Here is a 12256-nt window from a genome sequence, read left to right as displayed (position 1 = left end):
GGTGAGCCGTTACCTCACCAACAAGCTAATCCCATCTGGGCACATCCGATGGCAAGAGGCCCTAAGGTCCCCCTCTTTGGTCTTGCGACGTTATGCGGTATTAGCTACCGTTTCCAGTAGTTATCCCCCTCCATCGGGCAGTTTCCCAGACATTACTCACCCGTCCGCCACTCGTCACCCGAGAGCAAGCTCTCTGTGCTACCGTTCGACTTGCATGTGTTAGGCCTGCCGCCAGCGTTCAATCTGAGCCATGATCAAACTCTTCAATTTAAGTTTGATGCTCGTGAATTAAACTTCGTAATGAATTACGTGTTCACTCAGAGACTTGGTATTCATTTATTGTCCGAAGACATTAAGAATCCATGTCACTTTGAGTGCCCACACAGATTGTCTGATAAATTGTTAAAGAGCAGTTGCGACGCGCTTCAGCGCTCTGTCGCGAGGTCCCGTATAATACGTTTTCCTCATTCAGAGTCAAGCGTTAATTTTTGCTTTTCCCTGTCGGCTTTTACGGTGACTTTTCACCGCTTAACCCCGCTGACCCGGCGGCTTGCGTGCCGTTGTTCCGTGTCAGTGGAGGCGCATTATAGGGAGTAATTCCGGTGTGACAAGGGGTAATTGCAAAAAACTTTTCGTTCGCTCAAATTTACATCACTCAGGGAATTTCACATGCTATTTTCTGGTCATTTGCGCAATCTCCTGCGCAAATCGCCCAACCTGCTGCCAGTCGGTATACACGACCTCTTTACGAACATCCGTTTCACCGCCAGTCATCTTCATAATAAGACGAATCATAAAGCGATCGTACCAACGATAACGCGGATAGCGGAGTGCGCCGGCAAACACCGCGCTACGCTGCGGTTTCCACGGCGAATTGAGCAAAAACTTGCGCGTATAGCTATTAGTTTGCGGAGTACGTTTCTCTGGTTTACGCGCCACAAGATTAACCGAAAAAAAGGCCCCCGGTAGAGACTGCAGAGACTGGAGGTGTTTTTTCACAAATCGCCCTAGCGCCGGATGAAAGTGGCCATAACGAATTGATGCGCCAATCACGACGCGATCGTATTGCGACCATTCGATATCATGGGTACGGTTCAGGTCAACCGTATCCGTATCAATCCCCTGCTCTTTTAATTCGGATGCCAGAAAAGAGGCTATTTCGTGCGTCTGTCCGTCACGGGTAGAGAATAGAATCAAAGTTTTCACAGACACTCCTGTTATTCGCGCCAGAAAGTCGGAGTAAATAGCACCAGTAGGGTGAATACTTCCAGACGCCCAAACAGCATATTAGCAATCAGGATCCATTTCGCGACTGGATTCATTGTCGCAAAGTTATCCGCTACCACGCCCAACCCGGGTCCAAGGTTATTCAACGTCGCTACGACTGAAGCAAAAGCAGAAAAATCATCCACGCCGGTAGCGATAATCGCGAGCATACTGATGATAAACACCAGCGCATAAGCGGAGAAGAATCCCCAGACGGCTTCCAGGATACGTTCCGGCAGCGCACGGTTCCCGAGTTTAATACTGTATACCGCATTAGGGTGTACCAGCCGTTTAAGCTCACGGTTGCCCTGTTTGAAGAGCAACAGGATACGAATAACTTTCAAACCACCGCCGGTCGACCCGGCGCAACCGCCAATAAAAGCCGAACATAGCAACAACACCGGCAGAAATAGCGGCCAGCGCGCGATACTGTCGGTAGTGAAGCCAGCCGTTGTCGCCATTGATACCACCTGAAAGAACGCCTGATTCAAGGTCGTTAGCGGGGACCCGTATACGTTATGCAGCCACAACACCAGAGTACAAATGACCACCAGCGTTAACTGCACACCGATAAACATACGGAACTCCGGATCGCGCCAGTAAACTTTCAGGCTACGTCCGCTGAGCAATGAAAAGTGCAGACCGTAGTTACAGCCCGATATCAGCAAGAAAATTGCAATAATGGAGTTAATTGTCGGGCTATTAAAATAGCCCACGCTGGCATCATGGGTGGAAAACCCGCCAATCGCGATAGTAGAGAAGCTATGGCCAATAGCATCGAATGCCGGCATTCCGGCAAACCACAGCGCCAACGCACAAGCAATTGTCAGTAACACATAGATAAGCCATAGCGTTTTGGCCGTCTCAGCAATTCGCGGCCGCATCTTATGGTCTTTCAGCGGCCCCGGCATCTCCGCCCGATACAGCTGCATTCCGCCGACGCCCAGTATGGGCAGTATCGCCACCGCCAGCACGATGATCCCCATCCCGCCAAACCATTGCAACATCTGACGATAGAAAAGAATAGCATGGGGTAAGGAATCGAGTCCCACCAGGGTCGTGGCACCGGTTGTTGTCAGGCCCGAGAAGGATTCAAAAAACGCGTCCGTGACCGTCAGATTCGGCTGTTCCGCAAAGATAAACGGCAGCGCCCCCACGCTCCCCAGCACGGTCCAGAAAAGGACGACAATCAAAAATCCCTCACGGGATTTCAGTTCGCCTTTTTCACTACGGTTAGGCCACCATAATAGTGAGCCAATCGCCAGCGCGACAAAAAAGGTCTGGGTAAACGCCCGCCCCGCACCATCACGGTATATCAGAGCCACTAATCCCGGGAGGATCATCGTTCCCGAAAACAAAATAACCAGCAATCCAACGATTCGGGTTATCGCGCGAAAATGCATCTCTGGCGCTTCCTTTGATATGCAAAAAAAATCAGGTGGGGATTATTCGTCAATCTTCAGTAATTGCAACGAACCACGACTAAAATCAGCCAGCTTTGCTGAAAATAGCGCCACTTCAGCCTGGGGAAGCGCCACGCGCAACTGAACAGACGCCAGGTATTCGCTTTCAACAATTTTCCCTGAGAACTGAGCCAACAGCGTTTCAACCCCGGCTAACTGCCCATATTCACACTGCAACGTATATGCGGTCAGCGGCGTCTTGCGCAGGGTTGTTAGCTGAGCAAGCGCCTGATGAACGCCGCCGCCGTAGGCTTTCACCAGACCGCCGGTGCCCAGCAGAATACCACCGTAGTAACGCACGACGACAGCGGTTATCTCACCGACGCCGCTGCCCATAAGCTGAGCCAGCATCGGTTTCCCCGCGGTTCCCGCCGGTTCGCCATCATCGGAAAAACCCAACTGTTGTGAATCATTCGGCGGCCCCGCCACCCACGCCACACAGTGGTGGCGGGCATCCGGATGCCCGGCTCTGACAAACTCCACAAACGCCTTTGCCGCCGCTACGCCGTTGGTATGCGCTAACAACGTAATAAAGCGGCTCTTTTTGATCTCTTCAACAAAGGTGACCGGCGCGGCCGGTATCAACCAGCTTTCCATTACGCCAGTTTCAGATCGCGTGTCATATTCTCGACGCTGTTTTCGTGGATCACCACGTTATCTTCAATACGGATGCCGCCAAACGGTTTCAGCGCTTCGATTTTCTGCCAGTTAAAATGTTTGCTGAACGGCCCTTCGCGCCACGGCGCCAGCAGCGATTCGATAAAGTAAATACCCGGCTCAATGGTCAGCACCATCCGCGGTTGCAGCACGCGGGTGCAGCGCAGATATGGGTATTTCGACGGCGCGGCCAGATGCGTCCCGGTATCGTCCTGCATAAAGCCTGCGACATCATGGACCTGCAGGCCCAGTTGATGACCAATACCATGCGGCATAAATGGCCCGGTCAGGTCATTTTCCACCATCGCCTCTTCGCTCATATCTTTGACTATTTGATGCTTACGCAACAATTTGGCAATGCGCTGATGGAACTGGATATGATAGTCCACATAGCTAACGCCCGCTTTCATGGTGCTAATCAACGCCAACTGTTCATCGTTGACGTCTTTAACCAACTGCGCATAGTCATTATCGCTATGCGCCGCCCAGGTGCGCGTCAAATCAGCCGCGTAACCGTTATATTCTGCGCCAGCGTCCAGCAGGAAGCTGCGTATCTCCGCAGGTGCGCGGGAATCCAGTTTAGTGTAATGCAGTACAGCGGCATGCTCGTTCAGCGCCACAATATTAGCGTAAGGCACATCAATATCGCGATGGCCTGTCGCCGTCAAATAGGCCTGATTGATATCAAACTCGCTCATACCGGAACGAAACGCCTCTTCGGCCGCCCGATGACCATTAACCGCTGACTTTTGTGCTTCACGCATACAAGCCAGCTCGTAGTCCGTTTTATAAGAGCGATAGTAGTGCAGATAATCAATAACCCCTTTCGGATTGATTTTATCCGCGGCAATGTCTAACCCCAGCGCACGTTCCGCTACCGGCCCGATATAAGCGATGTTGCCGCGCGCCGCAGGCAACTGGCTACCAATACCGTCGGCTTTCGGCAAGGCGATCACTTCCACTTCTTCCGTCCAGAATGAAGTCGGCAGCGGCTCCACGTTATGCCAGTAATCAACCGGTAGATAGAACCACAGTTTCGGTTTGTTAACACCGTCCACCAACAGCCAGCAGTTAGGGACCTGCGTAACCGGTACCCAGGCTTTGAATTGGGGGTTGACCTTGAACGGATAGGGATGATCGTCAAGAAAAACATTGAACAGTTCGCCGGAGTGGATCAGCAACGCATCCAGCTTGAAACGGGCCAGAACATCGCGAGTACGCTCTTGTAAAGTAACGATATGATTTTTATAGAGACCGGCCAGTGATTCCATCTTTTTATCCTTTGATTTTATTGGATCGTGATGCTTCGCATCTTAGCACATTGACCTGAAGCGGGGGGATTTCCGCCGGATGTGATCAGATCTGCATTTATTTAAAGACTAATTTGCAATTTCTTAACATAAATCCCACACTCCGGATCATCTGGTATGACCAGATCACCTTGCGGATTCAGGAGACTGACATGCTTTACAAAGGCGACACCCTGTACCTCGACTGGCGGGAAGATGGCATTGCCGAACTGGTTTTCGCTGCCCCCGGCTCGGTCAACAAGCTCGATACCGCAACCGTCGCCAGCCTCGGCCAGGCGCTGGACGTACTCGAAAAACAAAAAGATCTTAAAGGGCTGCTGCTGCGCTCAGAGAAAGCGGCCTTTATTGTCGGTGCCGATATCACCGAATTCCTTTCGCTGTTCCAGGTGCCTGAAGAACAGCTCAGCCAGTGGCTGCACTTTGCCAACAGCGTCTTTAATCGCCTCGAAGATTTACCGGTGCCAACGCTTTCCGCCGTCAACGGCTATGCGCTGGGCGGCGGCTGCGAGTGCGTACTGGCGACCGATTATCGTCTGGTGACGCCGGATCTGCGCATTGGCCTGCCAGAAACGAAGCTGGGCATCATGCCGGGCTTTGGCGGTTCTGTCCGTATGCCGCGTATGCTGGGCGCTGACAGCGCGCTGGAAATTATTGCTGCCGGGAAAGACATCGGCGCTGAGCAGGCGCTGAAAATCGGCCTGGTCGACGGTATCGTGAAACCGGAGAAACTGCTTGATGGCGCAATAGCGGTATTACGTCAGGCGATTGACGGCTCACTGGACTGGAAAGCCAAACGCCAGCCGAAGCTGGAACCGTTGAAGCTCAGTAAAATTGAAGCGGCGATGAGCTTTACCATCGCCAAAGGCATGGTGGCGCAGACGGCCGGGAAGCATTACCCCGCCCCGATGACCGCCGTGAAAACGATCGAAGCCGCCGCACGCTCTGGCCGTGAAGAAGCCCTGAATCTGGAAAATAAAAGCTTTGTCCCGCTGGCGCATACCAATGAAGCCCGCGCGCTGGTCGGTATCTTCCTCAACGATCAGTTCGTGAAAGGTAAAGCGAAAAAGCTGACCAAAGACGTTGAAACACCGAAGCAGGCAGCTGTACTGGGCGCCGGTATTATGGGCGGCGGCATCGCTTACCAGTCAGCCTGGAAAGGCGTGCCGGTGATCATGAAAGATATCAACGACAAATCCCTGACGCTGGGCATGACCGAAGCGGCCAAACTGCTGAATAAGCAACTGGAACGCGGCAGGATCGACGGCCTGAAACTGGCGGGCGTGATTTCAGCGATTCACCCAACGCTGGACTACGCCGGTTTTGATCGCGTTGATGTGGTGGTCGAAGCGGTCGTGGAAAACCCGAAAGTGAAGAAAGCGGTACTGGCGGAGACCGAAGACAACGTCCGCCCGGATACCGTGCTGGCGTCGAATACGTCCACCATTCCCATTAGCGAACTGGCAAGCGCGCTGAAGCGCCCGGAAAACTTCTGCGGCATGCACTTCTTTAACCCGGTACACCGGATGCCGCTGGTTGAAATCATTCGCGGCGAGAAAAGCTCGGATGAAACCATCGCTAAAGTCGTCGCCTGGGCAAGCCGTATGGGCAAAACGCCAATTGTGGTCAACGACTGCCCCGGCTTCTTTGTTAACCGCGTACTGTTCCCGTATTTCGCCGGTTTCAGCCAGCTACTGCGCGACGGCGCCGATTTCCGCAACGTCGACAAAGTGATGGAGAAACAGTTTGGCTGGCCGATGGGCCCGGCTTATCTGCTGGATGTGGTCGGGATCGATACCGCGCATCATGCGCAGGCAGTCATGGCGGCCGGTTTCCCACAGCGTATGCAGAAAGATTATCGTGATGCCATCGACGCGCTGTTTGACGCCAGCCGCTATGGTCAGAAAAACGGTCTGGGATTCTGGCGCTATAAAGAAGACAGCAAAGGTAAGCCGAAGAAAGAAGAAGATGCGGCCGTGGACAGCCTGCTGGCAGAGGTCAGCCAGCCGAAGCGCGACTTCAGCGACGAAGAGATTATCGCCCGCATGATGATTCCGATGGTCAACGAAGTGGTGCGCTGTCTGGAAGAAGGCATCATCGCCAGTCCGGCAGAAGCGGATATGGCGCTGGTTTACGGTCTGGGCTTCCCTCCGTTCCACGGCGGCGCGTTCCGCTGGCTGGATACGCTCGGCAGCGCAAAATATCTCGATATGGCGCAGCAGTATCAGCACCTCGGCCCACTCTATGAAGTGCCGGAAGGTCTGCGTAACAAAGCGCGCCATAACGAACCGTACTATCCCCCAGTTGAGCCAGCCCGCCCGGTTGGCGACCTGAAAACGGCTTAAGGAGTCACAATGGAACAGGTTGTCATTGTCGATGCAATTCGCACCCCGATGGGCCGTTCAAAGGGCGGCGCATTTCGTAACGTGCGGGCAGAAGATCTCTCCGCACACTTAATGCGCAGTCTGCTGGCGCGTAATCCCGCGCTGGAAGCAACCGCTATCGACGACATTTACTGGGGCTGCGTGCAACAGACGCTGGAGCAGGGTTTTAACATCGCCCGCAACGCCGCGCTACTGGCTGAAATCCCCCACTCCGTTCCGGCGGTCACCGTTAACCGTCTGTGTGGTTCCTCCATGCAGGCGCTGCACGATGCCGCACGGATGATCATGACCGGCGACGCGCAGGCGTGCCTGATTGGCGGCGTGGAGCATATGGGTCATGTGCCAATGAGTCATGGCGTCGATTTCCATCCCGGCCTGAGCCGCAACGTCGCCAAAGCCGCCGGGATGATGGGGCTGACGGCAGAAATGCTTTCCCGTATGCACGGCATCAGCCGTGAAATGCAGGATGCGTTTGCCGCACGTTCACACGCCCGCGCCTGGGCCGCCACGCAGTCCGGCGCATTTAAAAACGAGATCATCCCGACCGGCGGTCATGACGCCGACGGCGTGCTGAAGCAGTTTAGCTACGACGAAGTCATCCGCCCGGAGACCACCGTCGAAACGCTGTCGACTCTGCGCCCCGCGTTTGATCCGGTCAGCGGCACCGTGACCGCAGGCACCTCTTCCGCCCTCTCCGATGGCGCAGCCGCCATGCTGGTAATGAGCGAAAGCCGTGCGCGTGAACTGGGTCTGCAACCACGCGCCCGCATTCGTTCAATGGCGGTTGTCGGTTGCGATCCCTCGATTATGGGTTACGGCCCGGTTCCGGCGTCAAAACTGGCGCTGAAAAAAGCAGGGCTTGCCGCCAGCGATATCGATTTGTTTGAAATGAACGAAGCGTTTGCCGCGCAGATCCTGCCGTGTATAAAAGATCTGGGACTGATGGAGCAGATTGACGAGAAGATCAACCTCAACGGCGGCGCGATCGCACTGGGCCACCCGCTGGGTTGTTCCGGGGCGCGCATCAGCACCACGCTGTTGAATCTGATGGAGCGCCAAGACGCCCAGTTTGGCCTGGCGACGATGTGTATCGGATTAGGTCAGGGTATCGCGACAGTATTTGAGCGAGTTTAATCATAGAGCGTTATTTATTGCAGGCCGGGCAAGCGAAGCGCCCCCGGCGACCATGCCGGATGACGACGCTCAGGCGTCTTATCCGGCCTACAACGCAAATGCCACTCTATACCCTAAATTATTCGAGTTGCAGGAAGGCGGCGACGCAGTGAATCCCCGGGAGCGTACTCCAGTACGTGACTGGGGTGAACGAGGAAAGCCAACGCACATGCAACTTGAAGTATGACGGGTATATAACAATGTAGTTGCCGTTCTTCCCGCCTGTCAGGGGATCACCGCAGCATCCGGGCGAAAACCCGGATGCGCTGATATCGACAATCAGATAAAGGCAAACGCATCGCCAAACAGGCGATCTTCCTGCGCGTTGCGCTCATTGCAGAACAGGTCGCGCGCGATTTTCGCCATCTCAAAACGACCGGCAATATAGATATCATGCTCCGCCAGCGTACCGTAATCCTGCAAGACTGCGGTTAATACCGTCCCAGAGCGGCCTCGCCAGCCTTCTTCCGGCTGTTCAACCACCGGCTCAACGCGCAAATTAGGGTGTTTAACGGAAAGCGCTTCCAGCTCAACGAGATCGTAGAGATGCTTCTCTTCCCGTCCCCCCCAGTAAATAGCAATATCGCGGTTGGGATTACGCGCCAGCGCGGTGAGCAAAATCGAACGCACATATGAGAAGCCCGTTCCGCCAGCGATCAAAATCAATGGACGATCCTCATCGTCGCGCAGCCAGGCTTCGCCATGCGGCATATCAACCACGATTTCACGCTCTTTCAGGATACGATCCATCACCGCCATCGCATACAGGTTAAGTTCAGATGCACCGATATGCAGTTCGATAAACTCATGTTCCGCAGGCGTAGAAGCCATCGAGAATGGGCGCTTATCGCGCTCATCCATCACCACCATCAGATACTGGCCCGCACGGAAGGAAAACGCCGCTTCCGGCACTAATCGAACACGATACACGGTATCGGTAATCGCCTCCACCGAGGTCACTTTACAGCTTAAGGTTGTCATGCTTTCCCTCTATCGGGTCTATTGTGCAAAACAGCGGCGTAGCCCCGCTTCCTGTTATTTTAAGATGGCCAGTTCATCCCAGATGGCGTCAACGCGCGCCGTCACTTCAGGATCTTTCTTAATGGGATGCCCCCACTCGCGCTGGGTTTCACCAGGCCATTTATTTGTGGCATCCAGCCCCATTTTTGAACCCAAACCGGAGACCGGTGAGGCAAAATCCAGATAATCAATTGGCGTGTTTTCTACCAGAACCGTATCACGTGCCGGATCCATGCGAGTAGTTATTGCCCAAATCACGTCATTCCAGTCACGGGCATTCACATCGTCATCACAGACGATGACGAACTTGGTGTACATAAACTGGCGCAGGAACGACCAGACGCCCATCATTACACGTTTCGCATGACCCGCGTATTGCTTCTTCATCGTGACGACCGCCAGGCGATAGGAACACCCTTCTGGCGGCAGATAAAAATCAACAATTTCAGGGAACTGCTTTTGCAGAATCGGCACAAACACTTCATTCAGCGCCACCCCCAGTACCGCCGGTTCATCAGGCGGCCGTCCGGTGTAGGTCGAATGGTAAATAGCATCTTCACGCTGGGTTATGTGCGTCACGGTAAAGACCGGGAAATTATCCACTTCATTGTAATAGCCGGTATGGTCGCCATACGGGCCTTCCGCCGCCATTTCCCCGGCCTCAATATACCCTTCCAGCACGATCTCCGCGCTGGCGGGCACGTCAAGATCGTTAGAGATGCATTTCACCACTTCGGTTTTCGTTCCGCGCAGGAGGCCAGCAAACGCATACTCGGAAAGGGTGTCAGGAACAGGCGTCACCGCGCCAAGTATCGTTGCCGGATCGGCACCCAGCGCCACAGAAACCGGGAAACGTTCACCAGGATGCGCCGCGCACCATTCCTGAAAATCCAGTGCGCCACCGCGATGAGATAGCCAGCGCATAATCAGTTTATTTTTGCCAATCAGTTGCTGACGATAAATCCCCAAATTTTGCCGCTCTTTATGCGGACCACGGGTTACCGTCAGTCCCCATGTGATGAGCGGCGCGGCATCTTCCGGCCAGCAGGTCATGATTGGGATACGCGTCAGATCTACGGCATCGCCCTGAATGATTTTCTGTTGACATGGCGCCCCGCGCAAACGCTTAGTCGGCATATTCAGCACTTGCCTGAATTGCGGCATTTTATCAAACAGATCGCGGAACCCCTTTGGCGGCTCCGGCTCTTTAAGAAACGCCAGAAGTTTACCCACTTCACGCAGCGAACTCACATCCTCCTGCCCCATACCCAGCGCCACACGCCGTGGCGTGCCAAAAAGGTTGCACAGCACCGGCATCGAATACCCCTTAGGGTTTTCAAACAGCAAAGCCGGGCCACCCGCGCGCAAAGTGCGATCGGCAATTTCGGTAATCTCCAGGTGGGGATCGATTGGCAGGGAAATCCGTTTCAATTCCCCCTGCTGCTCCAGTAATGTCAGAAATTCGCGTAGATCGTGGTATTTCATGGCGTTGTTATTGGCCTCTGTACAGGCGACTGATTATACGGTGTTCGCCGGAGTGATGCTGCACTTTTGTTAAATTAGCGTGAAAGTACGCTGATATTTAGTTTTCATCCGCAATGATTTCGCGATCGCCCGGGCTTTTGCTATGCTTGCTGCCAGTAGAATGGAAAGAGTCATTATGCAAGCCTGGTATTTACTTTATTGCAAACGTGGGCAGCTTGAACGCGCCCAGGAACATCTTGAACGGCAGGCTGTCAATTGCCTGATGCCCATGATCGAACTGGAAAAAATCATCCGCGGTAAACGCACGATGGTCAGCGAGCCCCTGTTCCCAAACTATCTGTTTATCGAGTTCGATCCGGAAGTGATTCATACCACTACCATCAGCGCGACTCGTGGTGTAAACAGCTTTGTACGTTTTGGCGCATTGCCTGCCATCGTGCCGTCCACTGTCATTCACCAGCTTTCCATTTACAAACCGGAAGGCATTACCGACCCGGAAACGCCGTATGAAGGCGACAACGTGCTGATTACTGACGGCGCATTTGAGGGCTTACAGGCAATCTTTACCGAACCGGATGGTGAATCTCGTTCTATGCTGCTGTTGAACCTGCTGAACAAACAGGTACTGCAGAGCGTCAAAAATACGGATTTTTATAAAATCTGACACCGTTTCGTTTATTTAAAAGCGCACGCCAAAAAGTCTTCTGGCGTTAGCATCGGTCATCTCTTCCAGCCACCGGGCTTCCTCCCCGCGCCATCCCGCGATACTGGTCAGAATATGCGGCAGGTATGCGGGTTCATTGCGGCGGGAAGAGGGCTTTGGCCGCATATCCCGCGGCAACAGATACGGCGCATCGGTCTCAATCAGCAAACGCGCTGCCGGAATGTCGGCCAGTAATTCTCGCAGTTCCAGCCCCCGACGCTCGTCGCACACCCAACCGGTAATACCAATAAATAAACCGCGATCCACGCATTCACGCATCTCTTCGCGGCTGCCGGTAAAACAGTGCAGTACCGCGCCAGGAAGTTTCTCAAGCCAGGGGGTTAATAGCGCCAGAAAGCGCTCGTGCGCATCGCGACAGTGCAAAAATACCGGCATCGACAACTCAGCCGCCAGCGCCAGCTGGGCGCTAAATGCCGCTTCCTGCTCGCGGGGCGTCGAAAAGTTTCGGTTGAAATCCAGTCCACACTCACCAACAGCAACGACTTCCGGTTCATGGGCCAGCGCAAAAACCGACGCCGCAATCGACTCCGTCCAGGTGCTGCTGTCGTGGGGATGAACACCGGCAGTTGACCAACATCCGGAATAACGGCGCGCCATCTGCTGAGCCTGTTCACTTTCATGCAGATTGGTTCCCGTTAGCAGCATACCGGTAACGCCTGCCGCCCGGGCGCGAGAAACAACCTCATCGCGGTCGCGTGAAAACTGCGGGCTGGTCAAATTTACGCCGATATCAAACATCATTACCCTTATATGACAACCGCCCTGACGGGCGGCTGG

The 12256-nt window shown here is 54.1% G+C and carries 10 protein-coding genes and 1 rRNA gene; 3 read left to right on the top strand and 8 right to left on the bottom strand.

What is annotated here, in order from left to right; translation table 11 throughout:
• From FE839_RS17890 to pepQ, 5 genes are all read right to left on the bottom strand, one after another.
• Nucleotides 1-270 (bottom strand): 16S ribosomal RNA (locus tag FE839_RS17890); the annotation flags it as partial.
• A gap of 402 nt (nt 271-672) precedes the next feature.
• On the bottom strand, nt 673-1206 hold the full coding sequence (gene hemG / locus FE839_RS17885) for a menaquinone-dependent protoporphyrinogen IX dehydrogenase (protein ID WP_138362127.1): 534 nt from the start codon (nt 1204-1206) through the stop codon (nt 673-675).
• An 11-nt stretch (nt 1207-1217) separates the two neighbouring features.
• Entirely contained in the window at nt 1218-2669 is a 1452-nt protein-coding gene (trkH, locus tag FE839_RS17880; protein WP_138362126.1) for a Trk system potassium transporter TrkH, read from the bottom strand.
• Between the two features lie 42 nt (nt 2670-2711).
• Entirely contained in the window at nt 2712-3326 is a 615-nt protein-coding gene (locus FE839_RS17875; RefSeq protein ID WP_138362125.1) for an IMPACT family protein, read from the bottom strand.
• Nucleotides 3326-4657, bottom strand: a complete 1332-nt coding sequence (gene pepQ, locus FE839_RS17870) for a Xaa-Pro dipeptidase (RefSeq protein ID WP_138362124.1) — start codon at nt 4655-4657, stop codon at nt 3326-3328. The genes FE839_RS17875 and pepQ overlap by 1 nt, the downstream gene beginning before the upstream one ends.
• Before the next feature lie 191 nt (nt 4658-4848).
• Here pepQ and fadB point away from each other — a divergent pair, with 191 nt between their 5' ends.
• Nucleotides 4849-7038 (top strand): fatty acid oxidation complex subunit alpha FadB, encoded by a 2190-nt coding sequence (gene fadB / locus FE839_RS17865; RefSeq protein WP_138362123.1) that lies wholly within the window; start codon nt 4849-4851, stop codon nt 7036-7038.
• A 9-nt stretch (nt 7039-7047) separates the two neighbouring features.
• Complete coding sequence (gene fadA, locus FE839_RS17860) at nt 7048-8211, top strand: acetyl-CoA C-acyltransferase FadA (RefSeq protein WP_138362122.1); 1164 nt, start codon at nt 7048-7050, stop codon at nt 8209-8211.
• A 318-nt stretch (nt 8212-8529) separates the two neighbouring features.
• Here the strand turns inward: fadA and fre are convergent, their stop codons facing one another.
• Nucleotides 8530-9231, bottom strand: a complete 702-nt coding sequence (gene fre, locus FE839_RS17855; RefSeq protein WP_138362121.1) for an NAD(P)H-flavin reductase — start codon at nt 9229-9231, stop codon at nt 8530-8532.
• A 54-nt stretch (nt 9232-9285) separates the two neighbouring features.
• On the bottom strand, nt 9286-10755 hold the full coding sequence (ubiD, locus tag FE839_RS17850) for a 4-hydroxy-3-polyprenylbenzoate decarboxylase (protein WP_138362120.1): 1470 nt from the start codon (nt 10753-10755) through the stop codon (nt 9286-9288).
• Nucleotides 10756-10930: 175 nt separating this feature from the next.
• Between ubiD and rfaH the strand changes: the two genes are divergently transcribed.
• Nucleotides 10931-11419 (top strand): transcription/translation regulatory transformer protein RfaH, encoded by a 489-nt coding sequence (gene rfaH / locus FE839_RS17845; RefSeq protein ID WP_138362119.1) that lies wholly within the window; start codon nt 10931-10933, stop codon nt 11417-11419.
• Between the two features lie 15 nt (nt 11420-11434).
• On the opposite strand, the gene tatD is transcribed toward rfaH, so the two are convergent.
• On the bottom strand, nt 11435-12229 hold the full coding sequence (gene tatD, locus FE839_RS17840) for a 3'-5' ssDNA/RNA exonuclease TatD (RefSeq protein WP_171034910.1): 795 nt from the start codon (nt 12227-12229) through the stop codon (nt 11435-11437).
• Nucleotides 12230-12256: the final 27 nt, after the last annotated feature.

It is taken from the genome of Klebsiella indica (assembly GCF_005860775.1).
GTDB classification, from domain to species: Bacteria; Pseudomonadota; Gammaproteobacteria; order Enterobacterales; family Enterobacteriaceae; genus Klebsiella; species Klebsiella indica.
This window is presented reverse-complemented; position numbering and strand designations above follow the sequence as displayed.

Coding starts and splice junctions, on each gene's coding strand:
- trkH (WP_138362126.1), bottom strand. CDS start 2,669: ATGCATTTTCGCGCGATAACCCGAATCGTTGGATTGCTGGTTATTTTG.
- FE839_RS17875 (WP_138362125.1), bottom strand. CDS start 3,326: ATGGAAAGCTGGTTGATACCGGCCGCGCCGGTCACCTTTGTTGAAGAG.
- pepQ (WP_138362124.1), bottom strand. CDS start 4,657: ATGGAATCACTGGCCGGTCTCTATAAAAATCATATCGTTACTTTACAA.
- fadB (WP_138362123.1), top strand. CDS start 4,849: ATGCTTTACAAAGGCGACACCCTGTACCTCGACTGGCGGGAAGATGGC.
- fadA (WP_138362122.1), top strand. CDS start 7,048: ATGGAACAGGTTGTCATTGTCGATGCAATTCGCACCCCGATGGGCCGT.
- fre (WP_138362121.1), bottom strand. CDS start 9,231: ATGACAACCTTAAGCTGTAAAGTGACCTCGGTGGAGGCGATTACCGAT.
- ubiD (WP_138362120.1), bottom strand. CDS start 10,755: ATGAAATACCACGATCTACGCGAATTTCTGACATTACTGGAGCAGCAG.
- rfaH (WP_138362119.1), top strand. CDS start 10,931: ATGCAAGCCTGGTATTTACTTTATTGCAAACGTGGGCAGCTTGAACGC.